The 24,756-nt window shown below is 71.7% G+C and carries 25 protein-coding genes; 13 read left to right on the forward strand and 12 right to left on the reverse strand.

From position 1 onward, the window contains the following. Nucleotides 1-16 precede the first annotated feature (16 nt). Nucleotides 17-508: an FBP domain-containing protein gene (locus ACFYR3_RS14805; RefSeq protein WP_355849155.1), complete on the reverse strand. Its 492-nt coding sequence runs from the start codon at nucleotides 506-508 to the stop codon at nucleotides 17-19. Between the two features lie 72 nt (nucleotides 509-580). Here ACFYR3_RS14805 and ACFYR3_RS14810 point away from each other — a divergent pair, with 72 nt between their 5' ends. Together ACFYR3_RS14810 and ACFYR3_RS14815 are read left to right on the forward strand one after the other, a co-directional pair. Next, nucleotides 581-1,150, forward strand: coding sequence for a WHG domain-containing protein (locus tag ACFYR3_RS14810; RefSeq protein ID WP_356779859.1), 570 nt, complete (start codon nucleotides 581-583; stop codon nucleotides 1,148-1,150). Nucleotides 1,151-1,385: 235 nt separating this feature from the next. Beyond that, nucleotides 1,386-2,444 (forward strand): PucR family transcriptional regulator, encoded by a 1,059-nt coding sequence (locus ACFYR3_RS14815; RefSeq protein WP_389283169.1) that lies wholly within the window; start codon nucleotides 1,386-1,388, stop codon nucleotides 2,442-2,444. A gap of 1 nt (nucleotide 2,445) precedes the next feature. Here ACFYR3_RS14815 and ACFYR3_RS14820 read toward each other — a convergent pair whose 3' ends face one another. Next, nucleotides 2,446-3,186: a flavodoxin family protein gene (locus ACFYR3_RS14820; RefSeq protein WP_389283171.1), complete on the reverse strand. Its 741-nt coding sequence runs from the start codon at nucleotides 3,184-3,186 to the stop codon at nucleotides 2,446-2,448. 364 nt (nucleotides 3,187-3,550) lie between these two features. Here ACFYR3_RS14820 and ACFYR3_RS14825 point away from each other — a divergent pair, with 364 nt between their 5' ends. The 3 genes from ACFYR3_RS14825 (at nucleotide 3,551) to ACFYR3_RS14835 (ending at nucleotide 7,085) form a co-directional block, all read left to right on the forward strand. Then, the gene (locus ACFYR3_RS14825; RefSeq protein WP_355849143.1) at nucleotides 3,551-4,411 is read left to right on the forward strand and encodes an oxidoreductase; all 861 of its coding nucleotides are present in this window, start codon (nucleotides 3,551-3,553) and stop codon (nucleotides 4,409-4,411) included. Nucleotides 4,412-4,782: 371 nt separating this feature from the next. After that, nucleotides 4,783-6,429 (forward strand): serine/threonine-protein kinase, encoded by a 1,647-nt coding sequence (locus tag ACFYR3_RS14830; protein WP_355849140.1) that lies wholly within the window; start codon nucleotides 4,783-4,785, stop codon nucleotides 6,427-6,429. Beyond that, nucleotides 6,426-7,085, forward strand: a complete 660-nt coding sequence (locus tag ACFYR3_RS14835) for a hypothetical protein (protein ID WP_389283173.1) — start codon at nucleotides 6,426-6,428, stop codon at nucleotides 7,083-7,085. Before ACFYR3_RS14830 ends, ACFYR3_RS14835 begins: the two co-directional genes overlap by 4 nt. Nucleotides 7,086-7,131: 46 nt before the next feature. On the opposite strand, the gene ACFYR3_RS14840 is transcribed toward ACFYR3_RS14835, so the two are convergent. Then, the gene (locus tag ACFYR3_RS14840) at nucleotides 7,132-8,136 is read right to left on the reverse strand and encodes a LacI family DNA-binding transcriptional regulator (protein WP_355849134.1); all 1,005 of its coding nucleotides are present in this window, start codon (nucleotides 8,134-8,136) and stop codon (nucleotides 7,132-7,134) included. 100 nt (nucleotides 8,137-8,236) lie between these two features. Here ACFYR3_RS14840 and ACFYR3_RS14845 point away from each other — a divergent pair, with 100 nt between their 5' ends. Continuing rightward, nucleotides 8,237-9,175, forward strand: coding sequence for an amidohydrolase (locus ACFYR3_RS14845; protein WP_355849131.1), 939 nt, complete (start codon nucleotides 8,237-8,239; stop codon nucleotides 9,173-9,175). Nucleotides 9,176-9,212: 37 nt separating this feature from the next. Then, the gene (locus tag ACFYR3_RS14850) at nucleotides 9,213-9,713 is read left to right on the forward strand and encodes a cysteine dioxygenase family protein (RefSeq protein WP_355849128.1); all 501 of its coding nucleotides are present in this window, start codon (nucleotides 9,213-9,215) and stop codon (nucleotides 9,711-9,713) included. 96 nt (nucleotides 9,714-9,809) lie between these two features. Here ACFYR3_RS14850 and ACFYR3_RS14855 read toward each other — a convergent pair whose 3' ends face one another. The 4 genes from ACFYR3_RS14855 to ACFYR3_RS14870 form a co-directional block, all read right to left on the reverse strand. Then, nucleotides 9,810-10,181 carry an alpha-amylase gene (locus tag ACFYR3_RS14855; protein ID WP_355849125.1) on the reverse strand — a complete coding sequence of 124 codons (372 nt, stop codon included), beginning with the start codon at nucleotides 10,179-10,181 and terminating at the stop codon, nucleotides 9,810-9,812. 548 nt (nucleotides 10,182-10,729) lie between these two features. Next, the gene (locus tag ACFYR3_RS14860) at nucleotides 10,730-11,230 is read right to left on the reverse strand and encodes a hypothetical protein (protein WP_355849122.1); all 501 of its coding nucleotides are present in this window, start codon (nucleotides 11,228-11,230) and stop codon (nucleotides 10,730-10,732) included. A gap of 395 nt (nucleotides 11,231-11,625) precedes the next feature. Further along, nucleotides 11,626-11,883, reverse strand: coding sequence for a hypothetical protein (locus ACFYR3_RS14865; protein ID WP_389283176.1), 258 nt, complete (start codon nucleotides 11,881-11,883; stop codon nucleotides 11,626-11,628). Next, nucleotides 11,870-12,184, reverse strand: coding sequence for a DUF6400 family protein (locus tag ACFYR3_RS14870; protein WP_355849116.1), 315 nt, complete (start codon nucleotides 12,182-12,184; stop codon nucleotides 11,870-11,872). Before ACFYR3_RS14870 ends, ACFYR3_RS14865 begins: the two co-directional genes overlap by 14 nt. Before the next feature lie 235 nt (nucleotides 12,185-12,419). Between ACFYR3_RS14870 and ACFYR3_RS14875 the strand changes: the two genes are divergently transcribed. From ACFYR3_RS14875 to ACFYR3_RS14900, 6 genes are all read left to right on the forward strand, one after another. Further along, nucleotides 12,420-12,917 carry a lamin tail domain-containing protein gene (locus ACFYR3_RS14875; RefSeq protein WP_355849113.1) on the forward strand — a complete coding sequence of 166 codons (498 nt, stop codon included), beginning with the start codon at nucleotides 12,420-12,422 and terminating at the stop codon, nucleotides 12,915-12,917. A gap of 272 nt (nucleotides 12,918-13,189) precedes the next feature. After that, a complete protein-coding gene (locus ACFYR3_RS14880) occupies nucleotides 13,190-14,932 on the forward strand; it encodes a diacylglycerol kinase family protein (RefSeq protein ID WP_355849110.1) in 1,743 nt (580 codons plus the stop codon). Further along, nucleotides 14,933-15,886: a YihY/virulence factor BrkB family protein gene (locus ACFYR3_RS14885; protein WP_355849107.1), complete on the forward strand. Its 954-nt coding sequence runs from the start codon at nucleotides 14,933-14,935 to the stop codon at nucleotides 15,884-15,886. It begins immediately after the preceding gene. Then, complete coding sequence (locus tag ACFYR3_RS14890; protein ID WP_389283179.1) at nucleotides 15,887-16,699, forward strand: phosphatase PAP2 family protein; 813 nt, start codon at nucleotides 15,887-15,889, stop codon at nucleotides 16,697-16,699. It abuts the gene before it with no gap. Between the two features lie 55 nt (nucleotides 16,700-16,754). Further along, nucleotides 16,755-17,426 (forward strand): VOC family protein, encoded by a 672-nt coding sequence (locus ACFYR3_RS14895; RefSeq protein WP_355849102.1) that lies wholly within the window; start codon nucleotides 16,755-16,757, stop codon nucleotides 17,424-17,426. 160 nt (nucleotides 17,427-17,586) lie between these two features. Then, entirely contained in the window at nucleotides 17,587-17,919 is a 333-nt protein-coding gene (locus tag ACFYR3_RS14900; RefSeq protein ID WP_355849099.1) for a putative quinol monooxygenase, read from the forward strand. Between the two features lie 168 nt (nucleotides 17,920-18,087). Here the strand turns inward: ACFYR3_RS14900 and ACFYR3_RS14905 are convergent, their stop codons facing one another. The 5 genes from ACFYR3_RS14905 to ACFYR3_RS14925 all read right to left on the reverse strand — a co-directional run bounded on the left by ACFYR3_RS14905 (nucleotide 18,088) and on the right by ACFYR3_RS14925 (nucleotide 24,693). After that, nucleotides 18,088-21,312, reverse strand: coding sequence for a BTAD domain-containing putative transcriptional regulator (locus ACFYR3_RS14905; RefSeq protein ID WP_389283181.1), 3,225 nt, complete (start codon nucleotides 21,310-21,312; stop codon nucleotides 18,088-18,090). Between the two features lie 553 nt (nucleotides 21,313-21,865). Then, complete coding sequence (locus ACFYR3_RS14910) at nucleotides 21,866-22,249, reverse strand: DUF2267 domain-containing protein (RefSeq protein WP_389283183.1); 384 nt, start codon at nucleotides 22,247-22,249, stop codon at nucleotides 21,866-21,868. A 179-nt stretch (nucleotides 22,250-22,428) separates the two neighbouring features. Beyond that, a complete protein-coding gene (locus ACFYR3_RS14915; protein WP_389283185.1) occupies nucleotides 22,429-23,007 on the reverse strand; it encodes an ester cyclase in 579 nt (192 codons plus the stop codon). 60 nt (nucleotides 23,008-23,067) lie between these two features. Beyond that, entirely contained in the window at nucleotides 23,068-24,099 is a 1,032-nt protein-coding gene (locus tag ACFYR3_RS14920; protein ID WP_355849087.1) for a medium chain dehydrogenase/reductase family protein, read from the reverse strand. 114 nt (nucleotides 24,100-24,213) lie between these two features. After that, the gene (locus tag ACFYR3_RS14925) at nucleotides 24,214-24,693 is read right to left on the reverse strand and encodes a DUF5990 family protein (protein WP_355849283.1); all 480 of its coding nucleotides are present in this window, start codon (nucleotides 24,691-24,693) and stop codon (nucleotides 24,214-24,216) included. Nucleotides 24,694-24,756 lie beyond the last annotated feature (63 nt).

Consider the following 24,756-nt stretch of genomic DNA (forward strand, 5'->3'; position numbering starts at 1 on the left):
GCGCCCGGAGAATCGCTCAGGCCGTCACCTTGGCGATGAACGCCACGAGGTTCGCCACGGTCCTCTGGATCTTCTCCTCCAGGGTCAGCGACTCGTGGAGCCGCCCTCCGACGCCGGCGTCCTTCTTTCCCCGCACGTACAGCGAGCAGGCCAGGTCGCTGCACAGATAGGCACCGACCGAGTTGCCCTGCTGCCCGGCCTTCCCCGCCCTGGGCGCCACCATCAGGGAGACACCGCCGGTGTGTGTCGTCACGCACATCGAGCACATGCTGCGCCGCAGCTGCCCCGAGGTCGCGCTGGGGCAGCGGAGCTGGAGGGCCTTCGGGCCGCCGTGCAGTTCGGCCACGATGTACGCGCGTTCGGGCGCCTGCGGGTCTCGCCAGCCGAGGTAGTCCAGGTCGTCCCAGGGCCGGTCGGCCAGGTCGCGCGGGACGGAGAGGCGCTTCGCCTCGCCCTTGGTGCAGTTCACGAACGCGGCACGGATCTCTTGCTCGGTCAACGGCTTCATAGAGCCCCACGGTAATTTGCCTAAAAGTATTAGGCAAATGCATAATCGGTTACGTCGAGGGAGAGGAAGGGCATGGTTCGCGCGGGACTGAACGCCGAGCGTCTGACGCGGGCGGGGGCGGAGCTGGCCGACGAGGTCGGCTTCGACCAGGTGACCGTGTCGGCGCTGGCCAGGCGGTTCGACGTCAAGGTCGCGAGTCTGTACTCGCACGTGAAGAGCTCCCACGACCTCAAGACCCGGATCGCCCTGCTCGCTCTGGACGAGCTCGCCGACGAAGGGGCCGCCGCGCTGGCCGGACGGGCCGGCAAGGACGCCCTGACCGCCTTCGCGAACATCTACCGCGACTACGCCAGGGAACACCCCGGCCGCTACTCCGCCGCGCAGCTCAGGCTCGACCCGGAGACGGCGGCGGCCAGCGCCGGCGTCAAGCACGCGCAGATGATGCGGGCGATCCTGCGCGGCTACGACCTGACGGAACCGGACCAGACCCATGCCGTCCGGATGCTGGGCAGTGTGTTCCACGGCTATGTCAGCCTGGAGATGGGCGGAGGGTTCAGCCACAGCGCCCCCGACTCGCAGGAAAGCTGGTCGCGTGTCCTGGACGCCCTCGACGCCCTGCTGCGGAACTGGCCCGCCCCCTGAGACCGATGCCTCCACCGGCCGGATGCGGACGGCACGGCATCTTTCCGGTCCTGTGCCGGTCACCGTCGACTCTGCCGGTGTCCGGCACAGGACCATCCGCCGTGCTCCCCTGCCGACATCGTGCATCGCGGTGCGTGACAGGCGCATTGCCGGTTCCCGGCAGTGTTGCCTAGTCTCTGCGTGCCGGTCACCGCTAAGAAGTCGTCACCGGGCCGTCAAGAAACCGGGGGACGATGTGATGGAACGGCAGATACCCGAGCAGTATCTGGAGGGCTGTGCCCGGATACTGGCCGACGTCTCCGTCACAGGCAGGCGCCTCACCCGGGACGAGATCGAGTCCCGGCGCGCTCTCGGCGAACGGGCCGCCGACGCCGGTCACGGCCTGGCCGCCCTCGTCAGTGCCCACCTCTCCGCCGCCCGCGCAGCCTGGCCCGCCTCACCCGGTTCGGCCGACCGCGCACTCGCCGCGGTCCAACAGGTCATCGACGCCTTCGCCGAGGGTTACGGGCGGGCCCAGTTCCTCGCCGTGTGCAAGGAGGAGGCCGCGCGCCGCGAGTTCATCGACGACCTCCTCTACGGGCGCAGCGACCTGGGCCGCCTCGCCGAGCGCGCGGAACGCTTCGGTCTGCGGCTCTCCCACGCGCACGCCGTCGCCGTCGCACAGGGCCCGACGGCCTACGACGAGTCGGCGCCCGTGCCCCGCCGGGTGGAGCAGGCCCTCATCGCCCGCTTCGGCGACCGCAACATCCTCTTCACCACGAAGGATGGCAGAATGCTGTGCGTCGCACCGGGCGAACAGGAGGACGTCCTCATCCACTTCGCCAAGCAGGCGCACGCGGCGACCGACGGCGGGCATGTGGCCATCGGCCGACCCCAGCCCGGCCCCGGCGGAGTCGTGCAGTCCTACGAGGAGGCGCTGAACACCCTCGAACTCGCCGAGCGGCTCGGCCTGGACGCTCCCGTGCTGCGCGCCGCCGATCTGCTTGTCTACCCCGTTCTCACCCGGGACCGCCAGGCGATGGCCGACCTGGTACTCGCCGCGCTGGGCCCGCTCACCAGCGCCCGCGGCGGCGCCCAGCCGCTCCTGGACACCCTCACCGCGTACTTCGACACCGGCTGCGTCGCCGCCGCGGCGGCCCGCCATCTCTCCTTGAGCGTGCGCGCCCTGACGTACCGCCTGGAACGCATCCACCTGCTGACCGGGGCCGACCCCGCGGACCCCGCGCAGCGCTACATGCTGCAGACCGCGGTCATCGGCGCCCGGCTGCTGGACTGGCCCGCGCGGAGTCTGTGACTCAGCGGTAGTCGGGGTTCGGGGCGTCGGGACGGCAGCCGGCGTCCCACTCCGAACGCTGGTTGCCGTGGGCGGGGATGCCGCCGGACCGCTTCAGCAGGGCCGCCATGTGCATCAGGTTCCAGGTCATGAAGGTGGTGTTGCGGTTGGTGAAGTCGTTCTCGGGGCCGCCCGAACCCGGGTCGAGATACGACGGACCGGGTCCCGCCGGGCCGATCCAGCCGGCGTCGGCCTGGGGCGGGATGGTGTAGCCGAGGTGCTGGAGGCTGTAGAGGAGGTTCATCGCGCAGTGCTTCACGCCGTCCTCGTTGCCGGTGATCAGACAGCCGCCGACCCGCCCGTAATAGGCGTACTGGCCGGCGGAGTTGAGCAGTCCGGAGCCGCTGTAGAGCCGTTCGACGACCTGCTTGGTGACCGAGCTGTTGTCGCCGAGCCAGATCGGCCCGGCGAGGACGAGGATGTCGGCGGCCATCACCCGCTCCTGAACGGCCGGCCAGTCGTCCGTGGCGAAGCCGTGTTCGGTCATGTCTGGGTAGACGCCGGGCGCGATGTCGTGGTCGACGGCGCGTACCTCCTCGACCATGACTCCCTGCGCCTCCATGATCTCGCTGCTCTTGTCGATCAGCCCCTGGGTGTGGCTCTGCTGGGGTGCCGGCTTGAGGGTGCAGTTGATGAACAGCGCGCGCAGATCGTCGAAGCGGTATGCGTCGTCGGCTGCCGAGGTCGACGGTGACTCGGTCACGGGGGACTCCTTCGTGCGGGACTGCGGCGGTGCGGCGGGGGTACGGGGTGACTCGGTGTCGGTCCGACCGGTTGCTCAGGAGCAGCGTCTCCCGTACACCCCGGATTGTCCCCGTACGACGCACGCGAGCACGTCATGTATGGCGTGCACCGGTGTGCCGTGCACCGTGCGGGTGCATGCCGTGTGTCGTGCGCCCCGTGGTGTACGCCCTTGTGGTGCGCGCCTTGTGAGGGGCCGGCTGCCGGTCGTGCGACGGCCCGACCGGCACGGCTCGCCGGCCGCGGCCGTTCGAGCGAGGCACACTCGTCACCCGAGGCCCTCGTCACCGATATCGCCCTGCCGCCGCAGGACTAGGGTGGTGATCGTGACGACTGAACGATGGGCACTCGGCGGCGACTTGAGCGTCGCGCGAATCGGATACGGCACGATGAAGCTGACCGGTTGGCCTCGGGGCGACCGGCCGGACCGGGACACCGCACTGGGGATTCTGCGCCGTGCCGTGGAACTCGGGGTGAACCACATCGACACCTCGTACTACTACTCCCGGGACGGCGTGTCGGCCAACGAACTGATCCGGGAGGCCCTGTACCCCTACCCGGACGACCTGGTGATCGTGACCAAGGTGGGCGCGCTGGTCGAGGGTGCCGACATCGCTCTGCCCGCGGCCGAGAAGACGGGCCTCACGGCCGACAATCTGCGCCGTGGAATCGAGGCGAACCTCAGCTCGCTGGGCCTGGACCGGATGGACGTGGTGAACCTCCGGCTGGGCGATCTGGCCGAGACCGGGACGCCGTCCCTGGCCGAACCCCTGGAAGCCCTGCTGGCGCTGCGCGACGAGGGCCTGATCCGGCATCTGGGCATCTCCAACGTCACGGCCGACCAGTTCGCCGAGGCCCGCAAGATCGCGCCGATCTCCTGTGTCCAGAACCTCTACAACCTGTCCCAGCGCGATGACGACCCCCTCGTCGACGCCTGCGTGGAGGCAGGCATCGCCTACGTCCCCTTCTTCCCGGTCGGCGGCTTCCAGCCGGTCACCGCCGAGCACCTGGAGTCCGTCGCCGCCCGCCACCGGGCGACCACGCCCCAGGTGGCCCTGGCCTGGCTGCTGGCCAGGTCACCCAACATCCTCCTCATCCCCGGCACCGGTTCCCTGGCCCATTTGGAGGAGAACCTCGCCTCCGGAGCGCTCGAACTGAGCACCGAGGACGTCGCCGAACTGGGGTAGCGCACGCGTGTCGGGAGTGCCGGTTCGGACGCGGTGGACGGGACTCCGTCTGCCGACGGGGCGGCCGGGGCCTCGAACGGGGACCATCCGGACGACGTGAGCGACGCACATTCGGCCTGCCCCGCCGCGACGCCCGGGGCCTCGCGCGCATCGGCTGAGCCAAGCGCCCGGCACCGCCACGACCCCGGATCGACCCGCCGGCCCGGGACCGGCAACGACCGCCCGTGTGACGCGGATGACTGCGGTCCGGCGATCCGGCCTCTGGCCACCTGCAACCGAAGTGGCCAAAATCGTGTCTCACTGCACACGACTGGGAGCGCGTGGGGACCGGAATGCCTCACGTGCCCCGCGTCTCGGGGGAGAGTTGGGTCATGAGCACATGGGCGGTACCGGGCTACGCCGAGTCCCGCGAGCTCGGTTCGGGGGCGAGCGGACGCGTCGCGCTGGCCGTTCACGAGGAGACCGGCCATCCGGTCGCGGTCAAATACCTCAGTGAGTCGCTGCGTACCCGTCCGGGCTTCGTGCAGGAGTTCCGGGCGGAGGCCCGGCTGCTCGGCGGGCTGCGGAGTGACCACGTGACCGGCCTCTACGAGTACGTGGAGGGGCCCGAGGGCGCGGCCATCGTGATGGAGCTGGTGGACGGCGTGTCCCTGCGGGCCCTGCTCGCCCGGGAGGCTCCCCTCGATCCGGAAGCCGCTCTCGTCCTCCTCAAGGGCTCACTGCTCGGCCTCGCCGACGCCCACCGCATCGGCGTGGTCCACCGCGACTACAAACCGGAGAACGTCCTCGTCCGCCCCGACGGCACGTCGAAGCTCGTCGACTTCGGGATCGCCGCCGCCTACGGCACCACCGCGGGCATCGCCGGCACCCCGTCGTACATGGCTCCCGAGCAGTGGACCGGCGCCCCCGCCTCACCGGCCGCCGACGTGTACGCCGCGACCGCGACGTTCTTCGAGTGCCTGACCGGCCGCAAGCCCTACACCGGCGAGAACCTGGCCGAACTCGCCCTCCAGCACGTGGACGGAGCCATCCCCGCCGACGAGGTCCCCGAGCCGGTCCGCTCCCTCGTCCAGCGCGGCCTCGCCAAGTCGCCCGAGCAACGGCCCGCCCATGCCGAGGACTTCGTCGCGGAACTCGAGGCCACGGCCGGCGGCGCGTACGGTCCGGACTGGGAGGAGCGCGGCCGCGGGCGGCTCGCGGCACTCGCGGCGCTGTCCCTTCTGCTGCTTCCCGCCGCCCCCGCCGTTCCGCGCCGCGCCACGGACACGGCGCGCACGATCCTCGGCGGGACACCCGACTGGCTCCGAGCCTGGCAGCCGAGCCTCCGCTCGCTGCTGGTGGCGGCGGCCGCGCTCGTCGCGGCCCTCCTCCTGACGTACGGCATCGACCGGCACGCTCCGGACTTCGGCACACCGCGAAGGGCGGCACAGGCACTCGCCACCACCAGCGCGCAGCCGACCGGCGACAGCGGCCCCACGACGGCGGACTCCGGCTCCCCGACGCCGTCCTCCTCGTCGTCCACCTCGGCTCAGCCCACGCCTTCCGGCTCGGCCACGGACGCCACCACGCAGCCGCCCGCGTCGGCGTCCGCGACCAGCACCGCGTCCGCGTCCGCGACCGTCGCGCCGCCGACGCCACCGGCCACGACCACGGCCGAGCCCACCACGACGTCCCCGTCGCCGACCGTCACCGTCAACGTCAAGTCCGTCACGTTCAGCGGCTTCCGGCAGACGGGCACGGCGACCGCGGCGGCGACGGCCACAGTCACCACCGACGGGCCCGGACCGGTCACCATCACGGTCGCGTGGTTCACCGGCGAGGTCAGCGGCCAGGCCGGGTCCCAGGACGGGGCGGCGGACACGTACCAGCGCAGCGGTTCGACGCAGTACACGATCGCCCTCGCCCACACCTTCCAGGGAACGGGCTGCTACTGGGGTGTCCAGGCCAGGAGCCAGCCGGCCTCCGCCGACGGCGGCGCCTTCCAACAGCTACTGACCCGGCGGTGCACCCTGTCATGACTGAACACCCCGGCGCTGCGGGCGCCCACTCCCCCGACGACGACTACAGCGCGACCGCGCTGGCCAGCCACTGGATCCAGCGGCCGGACTTCCCCGACACCCTTCCCCTCTCCGGGGATACGGCGACGGTGGCGCTGTCGGATCCCACGACCGGGGACACACGTCCCGACCGGGTCGAGGGCACCCTGCTGCGCTTCGGCCCCGGCGTGAACGCCGACACCATGCGCCGGGTCACCGTGGCTCCTCCGGCGGTCCTGGTACGTCACCGGACCTGGCGCAGACACGCGCTGCCCACCGTGGTGCTGCTGGCCGTCGTCGCCTTTCTCCTCTGGCACCGCGCAGCGCCGTCCCTGGACGTGGACCACGTCGCGGTCTCCGCCGCGTCGCCCTCCCCCGGATGCGACGAAACCGCCGACATCACGGGCACGGTCACCACCAATGGCAGGCCCGGCACGCTCACGTACCGCTGGGTCCGCAGCGACGGCACCTTCTCGGACGTCCTGCACGAGGACATGACGCGCGGTCAGAAACAGTCCCGGCTGCACTTGTTGTGGACGTTCCAGGGCAACGGCCGCTACGAGGCGAGCGCCGAGCTGCACCTGCTCTCACCGGTACGCCGTACTGTCTCGACGGGGCTCACCTACCACTGCCCATGACAGGCCGACAGGGCCGGGCGGCCGGCCCGCGGCACCTCCCTGGCCCTCAGACGGCCACGGCGGATCCGCGCGCGCACATCATCGGAGCGCACAGGATCCGCTTTCTGCGCGCCCGCTTTCCCTCGATCGCGGAAGCGGTCAACCGCGCGGCCTCCGCGGCGATCTGCGTCAGCCCCCAGCCGACCGTCGTCAGCGGCGGTGTGAGGACCCGGGAGACGGGGTGGTCGTCGAAACCGACCACCGAGACGTCACGCCCCACGACGAGTGACGCCTCCGCCGCCGCCGCGTACACCCCGTACGCCAGGGAGTCGGAGAAGCAGAAGACGGCCGTGGCACGCCGGTCCCCGTCCAGGACCCGCCGTGCGACGACGGTCGCCGCACCCAACTCCTGCGGGCAGGGGACGAGTTCGGCCCGCAGCCCTATCCGGTCGGCCGCCTCGCGCACATACACGTCGGCGGGCCGGTCGGGCGTGCTCGGCCGGGTCGGGGTCAGCACGGTCACCCGGCGGTGGCCGAGACCGTGGAGGTACTCCAGTACGGCATCGATCCCGGCCCGGTTGTCGAAGATGACCTGCCCGGCCGTGCGCGCCCGGCTCAGTGAGTCGCCGACGGCGACGACCGGCAGTGCGTCGGCGATCGCCGCCCACGCCTCCGCAGCCGGGTTCACCGGAGACACCACGAGCGCGTCGACGCGCTGATCGCGCAGCTGCTTGGCGAGGACGAGTTCACGGTCGGGATCGCCGCCCGCGTCCAGGATCAGCGCGTAGCGGTCGCCGGCCAGGAGTTCCCGGCCGATGGCCGCCATGAGCTGCTGCTGCCACAGATCCTGGAGGTCGCCGGCGAGCACGCCGACCATGCTGGTCCGGCCGCTGGCGAGGGCTCGGGCGATGGGGTCGGCCTCGTAGCCGAGTTCGGCCGCGGCCTTGCGTACGCGCTCCTCGGTCTCCTTGGAGACGTGTTTGCCGCGCAGGGCGTAGGAGACGGCGGCGGTGGAGAGGCCGGTGGCCTCGGCCACCTCCCTGAGGGTGGTGCGCTTCTGAGGCCTGACCATGCCGGGAAGCCTACCGGGCCGCGTCCGCGGCGCGGGCATGTGCTTGACACGACTCGTTGTTAAGCGCTTAAGTTAAGCGCATCACTGAAGCGCTTAACCCATGACAGCTCCCGTGCGGTCACCGCACGGACTCCTCAAGGACTTCAGGGTGCCCATCGACGTCCACCAGCACATCTGGCCGCCCGACTTCGTCGATCTGCTGCGTGCGCGCACCACGCCGCCGCACCTCGACGGCTGGACGCTGCACCTTGAGGGCGAGCCGCCGTACGAGGTGGACCCGGCCGACCACGACATCGACGCCCGTACCCGCCTGGCCGCCGCCGACGGCCTCGGGCTCGCCCTGGTCTCCCTCTCCAGCCCACTGGGCATCGAGTACCTGCCTGCGGCCGAAGCCCTGCCGCTGCTGAGCGCCTTCCACGAGGGGGCACTCACCCTCCCGGCGCCCTTCGGCGCCTGGGCCTCACCCTGCCTGAGCGAGCCGGACCCCGAGGCGGTGGAGCGCGACCTGCGCCGGGGCTGCGTGGGCCTTCAACTCCCGGCCACGGCACTCCTGGACGCGACGGGCTGGCGCGACCGCGCCCCGCTCCTGGACCTCCTCACCCGCCTCGGCAAACCCTTGTTCGTCCATCCGGGCAAGGCCCCGTCCGCCCTCCGGGCCCCACCCTGGTGGTCGGCCCTCGTCCCCTACCAACAGCAGCTGCACGGTGCGTGGTTCGCGTTCCGGGCCTTCGGTCGCGCCCGCCATCCGGGACTGCGTGTCTGCTTCGCCGCACTCGCCGGGCTGGCCCCCTTGCACGGCGAACGGCTCGCGGCCCGGGGCGGGGGCCGCGGCGAGGTCGACTTCGACGTCTTCTACGACACCTCCTCGTACGGCACGCGGGCCGTGGACGCTCTCGTCCGGGCCGTCGGCATCGATGTCGTCGTCAGCGGAAGCGACCGGCCGTACGCGCCGCCCGTCATCCCCGACCTGGGGGCGGACGCCGCCGTCCACGCCCTGCGCACCGTCAACCCCGCCCGTCTGCTGCACGGCCGCACCTGAGCCGCCCGGCGGACCACTCCTGGAAGGGAACCTCACCGTGACGTACTCGTCCCTGCCGGACCGCACGCTCGACAAGCACGAACTCCGGCGGCTCGTCGACGATCTCGCCGCCCGGCCCGAGCTCTGGCGCGACCGGATCGCCTTCTCCCACGAGGAGCGGCACTACGCCTCCCTGCACCGCGACGAGTACGTCGACGTCTGGCTGCTCTGCTGGACCCGGCGGAACGACACCGGCTGGCACGACCACGACGTCTCCTCGGGTGCCGTCCGGGTGGTCCAGGGTGGTCTGACCGAGTCCAACCCCCGTATCGGCGGCCGTCACCTGTCCGTCGGCGTCGGCGCGGGTGACTCGTTCTGCTTCGGCCCCGACCACATCCACCGCCTCACCGGCGCCACCGACGACGCGGTCTCCCTGCACGCCTACTCGCCGCCGCTGTGGCGCCTGGGTCAGTACGACATCACCGAGGACGGTCTGATGCGCCGCGTCTCCGTCTCGTACGCCGACGAACTCCGGCCCCTGGACAGCCCTGCCGCGTGACGGCGCTCGGCCCGCACGGACCGGAGACCCGTGCGAAGGGGGAGACCCGGGCGAGAGGGAGGCCCGACGCCCGGGTCGGCACGATGTGCGACGACCTCACGCGCTCGCCGGTGTGCAGGTGCTCAGGCCCGTGACGTAGTTGAGCTGGGGGCCGTAGCCCGCGAAGGTGGCGATGGCCCGCGGAAGCAGGGTGCGGCAAGGGGCGCCCTGGCCGTCGGTGTACTCGACGGTGACGTTCACGGTGGTGTCGCAGTCGTTGACGACCGTCGTATAGCGCCAGTCGCTGTAGAAGTGGACGCAGTCCGGAACGGCTGTCGCCTGGACGACGTCGTCGGCGAGGGCGCCCCGTTCGGCGTCTCGCGCGGTGGCGGGTGCGCCGGTCGCACCCAACAGACCCAGAGCTGCGGCGGACAGACCCAGGACCGTCCTGAGCCGGTGCGAGGGTACGAAGCGGCTGGCGGGGAACATGGTGACGTCCTTCAGGTCGGCGAAGCAGCGGCCTTGGAGCCGCCGCGCGGTGTCACCCTGCAACGGCTGCAAGAATTGCGCAAAGTGCTGCAACACCTTTCAGTCGATGATGAACTCTCAACCGAATCAGTGCTGTTCATGCAAATGCCCCGATCCGGGCCTTGCGCCCGCCTCCGTGGCGACATGCGCGTTTGGCGCGTCACCGATCCCAGCGGACGGACGTACGGGCGACGGCGCTCGGGCGCGGGCCCGATGGGGACCGACGAGAACCCTGGGCAGAGCCGGGCGCACGGTCCGGTCGTCGGGTCGGTCGGACCGGCGCGCAGCGCACTCTCGTCGAGGGGTGGAAGCGGACCCGGGCTGCGACTTCGCCCGGGTCGCGTCGACCACCGGTCGACGACGATCGGCAGCGCGGCGAGCGGCCACGGTGGGACCACGGCCGACCAAGGTGGACCCTGGCCGCCGGACCGCTGAGGCCCTGGTCAGCAGGCTTGAGCAATGGCCGGCCGACTTCGGGTGGGACCGTGGTCAGCCGGCTGCGGACATGGTCAGCCGCGAGATCTGCCCTGGTCCCGTCGACCCTGTCGGGGCTGCGGGCGGCCACGGCCGCCGGCGCGGCGACGTGACGGTGCCGGCGGTGCGTCCGCGCTGTTGAAACCGGGCCCGCTCGGGGCACTGAATCCGCCGGGGACCGCGGGGGCGACCGCAGGGGCACCGGCGGTCGCCGCGGGAGCGGACGGCGCGGTGGGTGCGGACGGCGTGCGGGTGCGGGGCACGGCACGGCCCACGACGCGGGTGTGCGTCATCAACGGGGCGCAGGCGGCGCAGACTTCCATCAGGGTCCACACCTGGGCAATGGCCGGATCATGGCGCAGCACCAGCAGCACACTGCCCATGCAGTGCACCTGGCTGTCCTCGTGGGAGGCGCATTGCGTCTGCCTGCAGGCGCAGGCGGCGTCCGCGTGCACGGTGGCCGCGCGGGCATGCGCCCCGACGTGGGCCTCGGCGAAGCGGCGCAGCGCGGCGAGGTCACGGGACCGCGGCGGCATGGCGCAGGGAGAGGAGCACGTGACCGACGCGGTGCGGTCACTGTGGCCGGAGATGCGGACGGTCCAAGTGCGTCCCGGACGTCGCGCGGCAGGGGATTCGGAGTGTGGGAGGTCCAAGACCGGCAGTCCTTCGGCAGTGGGATGTTCGCGCTGGTGCGCATAGTTTCTTTACCCGCGCGGGCCGGTCCGTCATCCACCGGTGGGCCGCGAGCGTCGTCGAATCTACGAGCGATGGCGTGCGCGGGCCCGGACTGCTGTCGTGCGGGGTTGCGATCTTCCCACAGCGGCGCGTCGGACAAGTTCGACCCGCCTGGGGCCCCTGAGGATATCCCCGCCGCGCCATGCGGGTCCTGGGGGGTGGGCAAAGAGCTGGGCTCGCGACGCCTGCCCGCCGGTCAGCGTTTGGGGCGGCCGCCGGCGATGCGGTTCCACAGGGAACGGGTGGCGCCGAATCCGGTCTCGTGGGCCCAGACATGGGTGCACGACGGACACTGCAGGTGGAGCAGGCTTCCGGTGGTGGAGAGCAGGTAGCGCCAGTGGTCGGAGCACGACCGGCCCTGCTCGCACGACTCGCACCCGCGACTGTCGGCGCACTTCGGGCACGTCACCCAGGCGCGGCGCCCGATGTCCGCCTGAGGGTCAAGCGGCAGCACTGTCGTCTCCACGCCGGGGAAGCACGCCGGACTCGACCAGGCCGTCGTAGACGCGCTGCTGCTCCTCGTCGAGACCGGAGTACAGGAGGGCGTACGCGGCTTCCTCTCCGCGCATCACCTCCATCGGGTCCCAGTCGGGTCCGAGGGCGGCCAGGACCTGGGCCTGCCGCAGAACCTCCTGGGAGGTGAGGTCGATGGTGAAATCGACCAGCGCGGGTGCGTCCGGTCGACCGGCACCCGGGGAGCGGGGGGAGTCGGCGTCGCCGGGACCTTCGGGGAGCGGGGGATTCTGTGGGGCCATGGACAGAACTTAGGTATGCCTTTCTTGTCGGGACAAGAGGAGGTGGGAGAAGTCACAGCAGGTCGGCAGCCACGACGGCGGGTCCCTCGACCGATCGGCAGGCTCGGCCCACCGGGCAGCGCGGGACACTCGCAGCGCGAGGGTGTTTACGTGTTCCACACATTTCCACCATCTTTTGATCACATCATCGGTATGCTCCTGGAGCTTCATCCGCACCACCGAGGGGGGATTCCTCATGCGTATTCGCAACGTCCTGGCTGTCACCGCCGCCGCTGTCGGCACGCTCGCCGCCATCGCCACGGCCCCGGCCCAGGCCACGGAGTACTCGTCCGCGCTGAAGATCAAGGGTGTCCAGTACGACGCACCCGGCCGGGACTCCAACAACTGCTCCAGCGGCAACACGAGAGACGAGTACCTGACGATCAAGAACTACTCGTCCAGCACGACCGTGAACCTGAAGGGCTACGTCGTCAAGGACGCCGTAGGCAACAAGTTCACTTTCCCCGCGAACCACTACCTCCAGCCCGGGGACTACATCAAGCTCCGCGGCGGGCACGGCACCGACTCGGACACGAACAACGTCGTCTACCGCCAGAACTGCAACTTCATCTGGAACAACGACAAGGACACCATCAACCTGTACAAGTCGTCCGGCGCCCGCGCCGACGTCCACTCGTACACCAAGTCGGCCAACGACCGTGACGGCAACGGCTACATCTCCTATCACGGCTGAGCGACCCCTCGGAGCCCGTCGACCGGTCTTCGGACCGGCGCCGGGCTCCGCCTGCGCGTGCGATCCGGCCGGGCTCGCCCCACCAGGGGCGGCGAGCCGCTCGCCCGGATCGGCGCCCGGCTGCGGGGCATCCGCTCGAAACAGGGCTTTCGCCCAATTCCACGCCGTGACAGGCCTGTCCGAGGCGTTCCGGGGCAAACGGCGATGGACCCGGGAGGAAGCGCGGCCCGGGCGGAATCCGGCCGCACCGCGCTGCCCCCTAGGAGTCCCCGATGCCGACCGCCGTACCGGACAGAGCTGCCGGAACGTCCGGCAGCCCAACCGAAGCCCTGGGCTCCGCCCGCTCGTTCGCGCTGCCCCGGGGCACCGGCAGGACCACCGCACGCATCGGTGCGCTGACCGCGTGCCAGGCGGCGTTGATGGTGGGCATGGGTCTCCTGATCACCGGTCCCGCCCGCGGACTGTGGCCGCTGACGGCCGAGGACACCGTGAACGAGCGCCTCGAACAGGCCCGCACGGGCACCCTCACCACGCTGTCGTCCATCGCATCGGAGGCCGGCAACACCCTCACGGTCATCGCCGTCACGCTTCTGACCTGCCTGGGCCTGCTCCTGATACCCCGGCTGCCGATGTGGCGCCAGGCGATCTTCCTCGCCGTCGCCGTCTCGCTCCAGTCGCTGGTCTTCCTGGCCATCACCGAGTCGGTGGACCGCAACCGGCCGGACGTGGACCGCCTCGACGCCTCGCCTCCCACGTCCAGTTACACCTCCGGACACACCGGGGCGGCGACCGCGCTCTACGCGGGTCTGGCGGTGGTCGCGCTGTCCCGGATCCGCGGACCGTGGCGCAGGATCGTGGCCGGACTGCTGCTGCTCCTGCCGTTGATCGTGGGCGCCGCCCGGCTCTACCGGGGCATGCATCACCCCACGGACGTCCTGGGCGGCCTCGCCAACGGCGGGCTGTCCCTGCTGATCGTGGGCCGCGCCCTGCTCGTCGACCGGTCCGTGACCGCCGTGCCCTCCGCGGGCGGCGTACCCGCCGCGCGGACCGCCGATGAGCGCCGGCCCGGCACCACCGCCGTGATCCTCAACCCCACGGTGGCCGACGAGGCCACGCGCGACGATCTGCGGCAGATCCTTGAACGGCACGGCCACCGCGGCCCCGTGTTCCTGGAGACCACCGCGGACGACCCCGGAGCCGGACAGACGGCCCGCGCGGTCCGCGAGGGCGCGACACTCGTCGTGGTCTGCGGTGGGGACGGGACCGTCCGCACGGTCGCCGACGCGCTGGCCGAGAGCGGTGTTCCGCTGGCCATCGTCCCCTGCGGCACCGGCAACCTGCTGGCTCGCAATCTCGGTCTGCCGCTCTCCCCCACCGCCGCGCTCGACGCCGCGCTGGGCGGCGGTCCGCACCGGCTCGACCTCGCAAGAATCGAGGGCGACGGCCTGACCGCCACCCGGTTCGCCGCGATGGCCGGGGCGGGCCTCGACGCCGCGATGATGGAGCACACCGATCCTCGCGCCAAGGCCCACCTGGGCTGGCCGGCCTACGCCCTGGCCGCGATCGGAACGCTGCGCACACCCCGCATGCGGGTGACGATCCGGCTGGACGGGTCCCCCGCCATCCGCCGTACGGCCCGCATGGTGCTCGTCGGCAATGTCGGAACCGTGCAGGGCGGGGTGACCCTGCTGCCCGCCGCCCGTCCCGACGACGGGCTGCTCGACCTCCTGGTCCTCGACCCCCGCGGCCCGGGCGGCTGGCTGCGCGCCGTGCGGACGCTGCTGCGCGGCCGCGGCAAGTCTCCCCGGCCGCCCGCCGTGCACACCCTCCCCGCCGATGGCGCCGACCGACGCCGGATCCCCGTCGAGTTCTTCGCCTTCCGCCGCGCCGAACTCACCTTCGACACCCCTCAGTCCCGGGAACTCGACGGGGATCCGGTGGGTCCCGGCCGCCGCCTCAGCGCCGAGGTCGAGCCCGGCGCGCTGACCGTCCTGCTGCCCTCCCGGGAGAAGTGAATGGGTACCGCGACCAAGGTCCCCGAGACCCGTGCCATGACGGGCGACGAGCTCTCCGCCGACGAGGCACTGGCGTCCCTGCGCCGCTACGGCGGCTGGCCGCTGCTGCGCGACGCGTTCATCCGCTTCCGCTACGCCGACGGGTTCAGCCACTCCCGTGCGCTCGCCCTGCAGACGGTACTGGCCCTGATCCCGCTCGCCATCGCGTTCGTGGGACTCTCCTCGGCCCTGCACACCGAGGACATCGGCAGAGTCGCCGAGCTGACGATCCGCCGGATCGCCGCGGGCCCGAGCGCCGACGTCGTCGACGACGCGCTGCGCCGCAGCCGGCACACGGCGGGCGACGGGGCACAGGTCGCCCTGTGGTTCGGTCTGGCCTTCTCCCTGGTCAACGTGACCACCGCGATGTGCCAGATAGAACGCGGTGCCAACCGGATCTACGGGAACGAGCGCGACCGCGTGTTCCACCGGAAGTATCTGCGCGGCCTGGTCATGGCGCTGAGCGCGGGAATCCCGCTCGGCCTCGGATTCGTCCTGATGGTGGCCGGCGGCGACCTGGCGTCCGCGGTCGTGACCGTCTACCACCTCGACGGAGGCGCCAAGACCGCCTGGGACATCCTGCGTTGGCCGTCCGGGCTGCTCCTCGCCCTCATCTCGGCCAGCGCGATCTTCCGTCGCTCGCCCCGCCGTCGGCAACCCGGATACACCTGGCTGGCCTTCGGCGCCGCCGTGTATCTGGTGCTGTGGACGGCGCTGACCTGGCTGTTGAGCCTCTACCTCGGGGTCAGCGGCTCCTTCGACACGGTCTACGGCCCCCTCAGCGCCTTCATGTCGCTGCTGCTCTGGGCCTACCTGACATCGATCGCCCTCTTCCTCGGGCTGTCCTTCGCCGCGCAGTTGGAGGCCTCACGTGCGCGGCGCCCCGGTCCGATCCACGCCGATCCGGGAGTCTGAATGGCGGCGCGCGTCGCGGTCCGCAACCTGCGAGAGCGTCGCCGCCGGGCGGCCGACCGCAGATTCGGCGCCCGGCTCCTCGGCTCGGCCGCCGTCGCGGCGATCGCCGCGGTGCCCTTCGGTCTGCTCCTCGTCCTGGTCGAAGGACGATGGCGGCCCCTGCGCCGGCTGGACGCGGGCGCTGCCCGGCGGCTGCACGGCATCGCCCTGGAGCATCCCGCCTGGACGGGTACGCTGCGCTTCCTCTCCGACCGCGTCTGGGACCCGCTCACCCTGCGTACGGCTGTCGCGCTGCTGACCGTCTGGCTGGTGTACCGCCGGGCATGGCGTCTGGCCGCCTGGTCCGCGGTGACAGCCGTGGCCGGCGGACTCATCGGGCTCCTGGTGAAGACGGTTGTCGAGCGGGCACGTCCGTCGCTGGAGGATCCGGTGGCACGGGCTCCCGGCTTCTCCTTCCCGTCGGGCCACGCGATGACCGCAACCACCTCGTTCGCCATCCTCCTGCTGGTCCTGCTGCCCGTGGTGCCGCGCTCCCGGCGAGCGCTGTGCTGGTACGCCGCTGTGTTCTCCGTCCTCGGGGTCGGCTTCACCCGCGTCGCCCTGGGTGTGCACTGGTTCAGCGATGTGGTGGGCGGCTGGCTGCTCGGTCTGGCCGTCGTCGCCCTCACCGCGTGGGCCTTCGAGGCGTGGCGTGCCGACGCGGGGCGGACCCGTACCGCCGTCGGCGAAGGTCTGGAGCCCGAACTCACCGACGAACGGCCCGAACCCGGGGCATCCGGCGGGAAGGGGAAACGGGACGGGCCCATCACATGACGGTTCGTTCGTCCGGCTTCTCGTGGCACCGAAGGCAGCCTGGAAGCATGGGCGCATGGACAGGATCAGCAATCGCGGGATTCTTGAATCGATCGCGCACGGGTTGAACGACTGGCGCAAGCTCGCTCAGCCCCTCGCCGCCCGCTACCGGGCCGCCGATACGGGCTCGGGGGCCACTTTCGTGGGCGCGGTCGCCCAGGCGTCGGTCTCCGCCGGACATGACGTCCCGGACATCAGGTTGGCGCCCGGTCTGGTTGATGTGAGCCTTTTCAGCGTCGACGAGAGCGGTGCCCGCTGGGTCACCTCGCAGGACCTGGAGCTGGCTCGCGTCATCTCGGCGCTCGCCCGCGAGCACGGGCTGACGGCTGCCCCTGACGAGGTGGCCCAGCTGGAGATCGCCCTCGACACCGCTGACGACACGGCGGCAGGCCCCTTCTGGGCGGCGCTGCTCACGGGAGACGCCGACAACACGGTGTACGACACGGTCTTCGACCCGACGAGCCGTGTCCCCAGCGTGTGGTTCCAGCGGACCGATGCCCACAAGACCCCGCGCCAGCGGTGGCACATGGATCTCTGGCTGGCCCCCGAGACGGCGGGGACGCGCATTCGGGCCGCCGTCGCCGCCGGGGGCACGGTCGTCGACGATTCCCACTCCCCGTCGTACATCGTGCTCGCCGACCCGGAGGGAAACAGGGTCTGCGTCTGCACGGCGGTCGACCGCGACTAGGGAAGTTCGCCTCCAGGTCGGGGCCGGGGTCGCGAGAAGGGGGGCCGCTGACGGACACGACAGGCCTCCTCGTGGAGGTTCCCCGGTCGGCCTGCGGGCCCTTGGTGTTCAACTGGCGCGGACAGCACAGAATGGCTCAACACATATCCGAGGAGCCTTCATGATCTTCATTACCGTCAAGTTCCGCGTCCGCCCCGAAGACGCGGAGAAGTGGCCTCAGATCACCGCCGACTTCACCGCCGCGACCCGCGCCGAGCCCGGTTGCCTCTGGTTCGACTGGTCCCGGAGCCTCGATGATCCGACGGAGTACGTCCTGGTCGAGGCCTTCCGCGACGACGAGGCCGGAGCGTCCCACGTCCAGTCAGCGCACTTCAAGGCCGCCCAGCAGACCCTGCCCCGACACCTGGTCGCGACACCGCGCATCGTGAACATGAAGATCCCCCAGGACGACTGGTCACTCCTGGGCGAGATGGTCGTCGAGGAGCAGTCGTAGAGCCTGTCGTACGCCGACACGGACGCCGGCACGGGCGCCGGACGCCTCACGTGGTCGTGCCGTCCTCGCTCACGCAGCGAGCGGGGAGCGGATCGTCGCCGCCGAACGTCTGCGCTCGGCCGACGAACGCCAGCGGGTGTTCGTGCGCCGGGCAACGGGTGGCGGGTGTCACCCGTCGTCGGCGATCCGGCGCACCGCCTCCTCGTACCGTCCGCGGTAGTCCGCCGCCGGGTTCACCCTCAGCAGCGCCGCCAGTGCCTGTACGGCGCCCTCGTCGTAACCGGCGCCTTCGGCCTCCCCCGCGGCCCGGTCCAGCAGCAGGATTCCCTCGCCGACCGCGCCGAGCGCCAGTTGGGCCTCGCCGCAGACGGTCAGCAGCAGCGCGTGGCGCGCCGCCTCCTCGTGCTCGGGGCCGAGATCGAGTGCCGTGCGAGCCGAGCGGAGGGCCTCTCGGGGCCGGTTCGCGGTGAGTTGTATCCGGGCGAGATGCTGGAGTGCGAGCATCTCGGTGTGCGCGTCGGGTTCCTCCCGGGCCAGCGCGATGGCCCGGGTGCAGTTCTCCAGTCCGGCCCCGAGATCGCCCTGCGCGGCTTCGACGACGGCGAGGTTGATCAGCGCGGTCGCCTCGCCGAGCCGGTCACCTGCCTGCCGGGCGAGGGGTGGCGAGAGCTCCAGCAGAGCGAGGGCCTCGGTCGGCCGGCCTTCCTCGCTCAACACCCAGCCGAGCAGCGTGAGCACACGTGACTGGGCGTACGGATCCCGCTCTGCGCGCGCGCATTCCAGCGCGATGTTCAGCAGCGGTACCCAGCTGTCCCGTACCCGCCACACCACTTGGGGCCACTGGAGCAGAATGATCCGCCAGGCACGGTCGTCGAGGCCGGCGGCGCGGGCCGCGACGACGGCCAGTGCCAGATCTTCGCGTTCGGTGGCCAGCCAGTGCATGGCGGCCGCCCGGTCGGTGAAGTCCCTTACCGCGGCCGGGCGATGGAAGCCGCCGGGCAGGGTGAAACAGGGCTCGCCTCCGGGCTGCGCGGTGTCGGCGGCGGCGAGCGCGGTGGCGATGTAGTGGTCGAGGACACCGGTGAGGGCTTCGCGTCCGGAACCGGGATCGAGGGAGCGGGCGTAGAGGCGTACCAGATCGTGGAGTTCCCATCGACCGGGTGCCGTCTCGGTCACCAGGTGGGCGGCGGCGAGGCGTTCCAGTGCCGCGGCGGCGACGAGCGGGTCCGTGTCGGCCAGGGCCGCGGCGGTGAACGGGTCGAAGTGCGCGCCGGGATGGTGACCGAGCCGGGTGAACTGATGCAGTGCGTCGGGCGGCAGTTGCTGCACCGTCAGTCGCAGGGCGGCGGGGACACTGGTGTCGTCCACGTCGAGGTAGCCCAGCCGGCTCCGCTCGTCGGCGAGTTCGTCCGCGAGGTCGGCGAGTGTCCGCTGGGGGCGTCCGGCCAGCCGCGCGGCGGTGACGCGCAGGGCGAGGGGCAGTCCGCCGCACAGTTCGGCGAGTCTGCGCGCCGCCATCGGCTCGGCCAGAACCCTGTCCCTGCCGAGCACGCGGGCCAACAGGGCGGTGCCGTCCTGGGGTTCGAGGCTGTCCAGCGGGACGGCGCTGGCCGCTTCGGAGGCGACGAGGCCGTCCAGCCGGTGCCGACTGGTGACCAGGGTGACGCAGTCGGCGCCGCCCGGCAGCAGCGCGCGGACGGTGGCGGAGTCGCGGGCGTTGTCGAGGATGACGAGCAGGCGGCGCCGGTGGGTCAGGGAACGGAAGAGCGCAGCGGCGGCCGACACGGATTCGGGCACGCGGCGCGGGGGCACGCCGAGCGCAGGCAGGAACTCACGGAGGACTTCGGCGAGGGCGGTCTCGCCCGTGTCGCTGAAACCGCGCAGATCGGCGAAGAGCCGCCCGTCCGGGAACATGTCGGCGTTGAGGTGGGCCCATTGCACGGCGAGCGCGGTCTTGCCCATCCCCGCCAGCCCGGTGACCAGACAGACGGGTGCCTCGGCCGCGGCCGCCCGGGTGAGCGCAGCCAGTTCGGCCTCCCGTCCATGGAATCCCCGGGGCGCCCGCGGCAGCAGATCCGTGGGGTACGGCAGACCGACCGGGGGCGGGACCGCAACGGGCCCGGACCACGCGGGCGTTGAGGCGCAGACCTCCTCGGTACGGGCTTCCGGCTCCGTGGGGGGAAGGCCGTTCGCCGGGACGTCCGGGCGGTGGACGGACGAGGTGACCGGATACGGACCGTACGGCTCCGGCCGGCGTCCTGGCCCTCGGTCTCCCGCCTCTTGATCCACAGACCCTTGTTGTACGGACTTCTGCTGTGCGGACGCTCCTTGTGCGGACCCTTGCCGCACAGACCCTTGCTGCACGGACCCTTGCTGCACGGACCCCTGCTGCACGGACCCTTGCTGCACGGACCCCTGTTGCACGGACCCTTGCTGCACGGACCCCTGTTGCGCGGGCACTTGGCGCCCCGCCGACGGGTGTCGGTCCGATGAGCGACCCGCCGAAGGGCGTCCTGCCTGTTCGTGCCCCGCCGTCCGGGGTGCGGATGTGTTCCGGCCGCGTTCGGCGACCTGTTGGCCGGGTCCGTCGCGCATCTCCTGGGGCGGCCCTGCGACCGGGTCCGTCGAAGCATCCGGTGCGCCCTGCTGATGGGGGTCGCCCCGCAGGATCAGCGCGTACGCCTGGGCGAGTTCGCGACCTGGGTCGACACCGAGTTCGTCGACGAGCAGCCGCCTGGTGCGGTGGAACCAGGTCAGCGCCTCCGACTGGCGTCCGGCCCGGTACAGCGCGGTCATCAGGGACGCCGCCAACGGCTCCCGCATGGGGTGAACCACCGCTTCGGTCCGCAGGACGGCCGCGGCCCGGTCGTGCTCCCCCAACATTGTGTAGGCGCGGGCCAGTTGCTCGACGGCCGCAAGCCGTGATTCCTCCAGCGAGTGCGCGGCCGCTTGGAGCGGCGGGCCGGGGAACGCGCCGGCGAGGGCAGGCCCCTGCCACAGGGACAGGGCATCCTTGAGCATCAACACGGCATCGTGTGCGTCCTGTTGCTCCCTGGCCAGCGCGAGCAGTTCTTCGAACCGCTGCGAATCCAGCAGGGTTTCGGGCGAGCGCAAGGCGTACGCGTCGCCGAGTGTGGCCAGTTCGACCCCGTAGGCGGCGGCGTCCGCGCCGGCCAGCAAGGCGCGGAGTTGCGACACATGTCCCTGGATGACGCTGCGGGCGTGCAGCGGCGGCGCGTCGTCCCACAGACAGTCCGTCAGACGAGCGACGGGTACCGGTGTGTTGACCGACAGCAGCAGCGCGGCGAGCAGGCTGCGGCGTTTGGCCGGGCCGAGGGGCAGCGGTCCCACGAGGGTGTCGACGGACACCGTGCCGAGCAGCCGGAACTCCACGGGTGCGATCCCTTCCAGGTGGGGGCACCCGAAGTCGGAGACGAGGAGGAAAACTGAAGGATATCGGGGGTGCGGCGGGACGCCGACGGGGTACATCGGTGTCCGGCCACGGACAGCGAGGGCAGCGGCCCCCGCGCTCAGGGCCCGCACGGCGCACCGGGGTCACCGGCCTGCCCGGCGCGAACGGCAGCCCGGCCCGGGCAGCAGCACGGCACGAGCAGCAGCAGCACGGCACGAAGGCCGGGGCGTGAGCGGGCCGGGACGTGCCGCGTCCGGTGCGGGACCCCGGGCACGCCCCGGGTCGCGTCCGGGCACGTCCTCGACCCGGGCCCGACATGCCGACAGCCCGGCACGCGGTGCCGGGACTGCCGGGTCGGGGCCAATGGCCGCCCTGCCGCGACGCGAACGCCTGGGGCGAGGAGGCGGCAGGTGAACGCGGCGGTACTGCGGGGGCCAAGAGGCTGTCCGCCCAGAACGGCGATGCCTCGGCCGGACGCGGGAACCGAAGTCCCTGAATCATGTCCCGGCGGGACAGCGGGACAGTGCCGGCGCGTCAGCCGACGAATTCCTCGACCGGGTTGGAGAACTCGGCTCCGAGCTGCGACATCATGTTGCCGAACTCCTTGTCGGTGATCGCGTCGCGCAGCGTCACCAGCACGGCGCGGACGCCACTGTCGGCCTCGTCCTTCTTGAGCATGTTGCGTTCGGCGACACGCCGTACGGTCTCGTCGTAGCCGAAGACCTCGATGGCCGAGGTCGCACCCCGCCGAACGGATTCGGCCAGGCCTTCCGGGAGCTCCAGCGCCAGGGTCCGGTCCTTGCTGCCGCTCAGCCGGTGGGCAAGCGTCTCCAGCGTGGCTCGTGTCAGATCGGCCGACTCCTGTCGCGACAGGCCCGTGCGCTCCGACACCGCTTGGATGAATTCCCTCTCCTCCACGCGCTGTCTCCTTTTCTGCCTCGTCGGTCAGACGACTCGGCGGTCTGAGGGCCTGGCGCCCGAAGTCCTGACGGTCTCGCGGCCACGCGGCCCTGAAACCACACTGACACGCGGCTGCCGGGCCCGCGCGGGCAAGCCGGGGCGACCCGTTCACGATCACCTCGGAACGGGGGCGTGGTTCAGAGGGCTTCGAGCTGGGTGAGGAGCTGCAGGGTGTCGGAATTGACCCAGTACTCGACGAACCTCCCGTCGCGGATGCGGAGGGTGTCCGTGCCGGTGAAGGTGACCTCGGTGCCGGGCGCGGCCCTGGCGCCGGGGAAGCCGCCGGCGTAGGTGCCGGTGGCCGTCCACCGAACGGACGCGTACCGGCCGTCCACCAAGGGAGCGACCTGCAGCGCGAAGCGCAGGTCCAAGAACGCGGCACGGGTCTGCCCGATCCAGGCCACGAGGCCGTCGGCGCCCCGAATGGCGCTGCCGTCGCCGCCGTCGAGGAGGGCTGCGTGGACGCGGAAGTCGGTCGAGATGATGCCCGGCGCCTGGGTGTAGTCGCCGTTCCAGAGGCGCAGCCACGCGTCGAGCATCGCCTTCGTCTTCCGGGCGGTCCCGTGACGGCCCGGGCCGGAAGCCGTCCGTGCGGACGGGCCGGTCGTCGAGGTGTCCGCGGCGGCCGTCGTGGCGGTGAGCCCCAGGGCGGCGAGCGCGGCGGGGGCGAGCAGGAGCATCCGGCGGCGCGGAGGGGTTGCGTGGGTGTCGGTCATGGCAGGTCCTCGCGTTCCGGGGAGGGAGGGAAGGGCGGTCAGGCGTGTCGCGGCCTGGACCTACGGATTGAGGACGACCTTTCCGGCGACGGTGCCGGACTCGGCCAGCCGCAGGGCCTCGGCGACGCGGGTCAGCGGCAGCTGGACGGCGATCTGCGCGGTGACGTCACCGCGCTGGAGGGCGGTGAAGACCTGCGTGAGGTCGGCGCGCAGCCGGGCCCGGAAGCGGTTCTTGGACAGGGCCCGGCCCGCCCAGACGTTGAAGAAGTACGCGTGGCGGCCGTTGGGCAGGGCGTTCCACAGCCACACCCGGCCGAGCAGCTTGAGGACGGGCCCCTGCTTGGACCCCGTGTCGTCCCGGGTGGAGGCGCTGCCGTAGGAGACGAGCGTGCCGCCGGGGGCCAGCAGGTGCCAGGAGTCGACGGCGCTGCGGCCTCCGACGTGGTCGAAGACGGCGTCGACGCCGCCGGGGGCGAGTTCTCGCACGCGTGCCGGGACGTCCTCGGTGCGGTAGTCGACGGGGGTGACGCCGCGGGCCCGGAGGGCGTCGTGGTGGCGCGCGGAGGCCGTACCGATCACCTTTGCGCCCGCGGCGTGCGCGAGCTGGACCAGAACCGAGCCGACGCCGCCGTTGGCTCCGTGCACCAGGATCGTCTGTCCGGCCCGGACCCGTGCCTTGCGGTGCAGCATCTGCCAGGCGGTGATGCCGTTGACGACCACGGTCTCCGCCTCCGCCGCGCCGATCCCGTCGGGCACCGGCACCACGTCCGCCGCCTCCACGAGCACATGACTGGCCCAGCCGCCGACCTTGACGAGAGCGGCCACCCGGGTGCCGGCCAGCCCCGGGTCGACTCCCTGGCCGGTGGTGAGGACCGTGCCGACCAGGTCGTAGCCGGGTACGAAGGGGAACGGCGGCTGGTCGTAGTACCGCCCGCGGCGCATCTGCTGCTCGGCGAAGGAGACACCGGTCGCCTCCATCCGGATCACGACCTGGCCGGGGCCCGCGACGGGGACGGCGCCGTGCCGGATCTCCAGCCCTTCCGGCTCCACCTTGCCCGGCAGGACGACCTCGACGAGCCCTTCGGCGTTCATGACGACCTCCACTGCGCTTCGCGCGAGTTATTTACTATCGCTTTCGTTAGAAGCTATAACTCACGAGCGTGAACGTCAAGAGCTTTCGTTATAGGTTCTAACTCGAGGCGGGGTCTACGCGACGGGCTCGGCGGTCCACTCGATCTCCGGCGGCACCACCCGGGCGCACCGCGGGTGGCCGCTCTCGTCGGTCAGGCCCAGGCGCCCGACGAGGAGACCCTCGCGCGCGGCCGCGGCGAGCACGTCGGAGGGGATGGCGTCGATCATGAGCTTGGCGCGCCGGAACATGCTGAAGACGCCCGCCTCGTCGACGGTGCCCCACGACAGATAGATGAACCGGTGGCCCAGCCGGTCCTGCACATAGGGACCCTTCACCTCGACACCCCTCGGCGAGGGTGTCGCGGTGCATTCGAGGGTCCAGGTCGCGGACGCGCCGTCGCCCGGCTGGGGATCGAGCAGTTCGGCCGGGCGGTCGCGGCGTTGCACAGCCACGTGGATGTTGTCGTACGCCGAGACGGTGCGGCCCTCGGGGGCCGGGCACGTGAGGCCGGGCAGGTCAATGGCGTCGATACGGATGCGCATGCGGGCCATCATGCCGCCGAACCGCCCGGCGGCGAGATCCGCGAGACGTGCCACACGCACCGAACGCGGCGCCAC

It is taken from the genome of Streptomyces sp. NPDC005784 (assembly GCF_042871525.1).
Classification (GTDB): domain Bacteria; phylum Actinomycetota; class Actinomycetes; order Streptomycetales; family Streptomycetaceae; genus Streptomyces.

Bases quoted from the DNA above. Each gene is read 5' to 3' on its own strand.
- ACFYR3_RS14845 (WP_355849131.1), top strand. From the start codon at position 8,237: ATGACAGCTCCCGTGCGGTCACCGCACGGACTCCTCAAGGACTTCAGG.
- ACFYR3_RS14920 (WP_355849087.1), bottom strand. From the start codon at position 24,099: ATGAACGCCGAAGGGCTCGTCGAGGTCGTCCTGCCGGGCAAGGTGGAG.
- ACFYR3_RS14810 (WP_356779859.1), top strand. From the start codon at position 581: ATGGTTCGCGCGGGACTGAACGCCGAGCGTCTGACGCGGGCGGGGGCG.
- ACFYR3_RS14860 (WP_355849122.1), bottom strand. From the start codon at position 11,230: ATGCCGCCGCGGTCCCGTGACCTCGCCGCGCTGCGCCGCTTCGCCGAG.
- ACFYR3_RS14805 (WP_355849155.1), bottom strand. From the start codon at position 508: ATGAAGCCGTTGACCGAGCAAGAGATCCGTGCCGCGTTCGTGAACTGC.
- ACFYR3_RS14915 (WP_389283185.1), bottom strand. From the start codon at position 23,007: ATGACCGACACCCACGCAACCCCTCCGCGCCGCCGGATGCTCCTGCTC.
- ACFYR3_RS14870 (WP_355849116.1), bottom strand. From the start codon at position 12,184: ATGGCCCCACAGAATCCCCCGCTCCCCGAAGGTCCCGGCGACGCCGAC.
- ACFYR3_RS14830 (WP_355849140.1), top strand. From the start codon at position 4,783: ATGAGCACATGGGCGGTACCGGGCTACGCCGAGTCCCGCGAGCTCGGT.
- ACFYR3_RS14900 (WP_355849099.1), top strand. From the start codon at position 17,587: ATGATCTTCATTACCGTCAAGTTCCGCGTCCGCCCCGAAGACGCGGAG.
- ACFYR3_RS14895 (WP_355849102.1), top strand. From the start codon at position 16,755: ATGGACAGGATCAGCAATCGCGGGATTCTTGAATCGATCGCGCACGGG.
- ACFYR3_RS14835 (WP_389283173.1), top strand. From the start codon at position 6,426: ATGACTGAACACCCCGGCGCTGCGGGCGCCCACTCCCCCGACGACGAC.
- ACFYR3_RS14890 (WP_389283179.1), top strand. From the start codon at position 15,887: ATGGCGGCGCGCGTCGCGGTCCGCAACCTGCGAGAGCGTCGCCGCCGG.
- ACFYR3_RS14925 (WP_355849283.1), bottom strand. From the start codon at position 24,693: ATGATGGCCCGCATGCGCATCCGTATCGACGCCATTGACCTGCCCGGC.
- ACFYR3_RS14875 (WP_355849113.1), top strand. From the start codon at position 12,420: ATGCGTATTCGCAACGTCCTGGCTGTCACCGCCGCCGCTGTCGGCACG.
- ACFYR3_RS14885 (WP_355849107.1), top strand. From the start codon at position 14,933: ATGGGTACCGCGACCAAGGTCCCCGAGACCCGTGCCATGACGGGCGAC.
- ACFYR3_RS14880 (WP_355849110.1), top strand. From the start codon at position 13,190: ATGCCGACCGCCGTACCGGACAGAGCTGCCGGAACGTCCGGCAGCCCA.
- ACFYR3_RS14840 (WP_355849134.1), bottom strand. From the start codon at position 8,136: ATGGTCAGGCCTCAGAAGCGCACCACCCTCAGGGAGGTGGCCGAGGCC.
- ACFYR3_RS14855 (WP_355849125.1), bottom strand. From the start codon at position 10,181: ATGTTCCCCGCCAGCCGCTTCGTACCCTCGCACCGGCTCAGGACGGTC.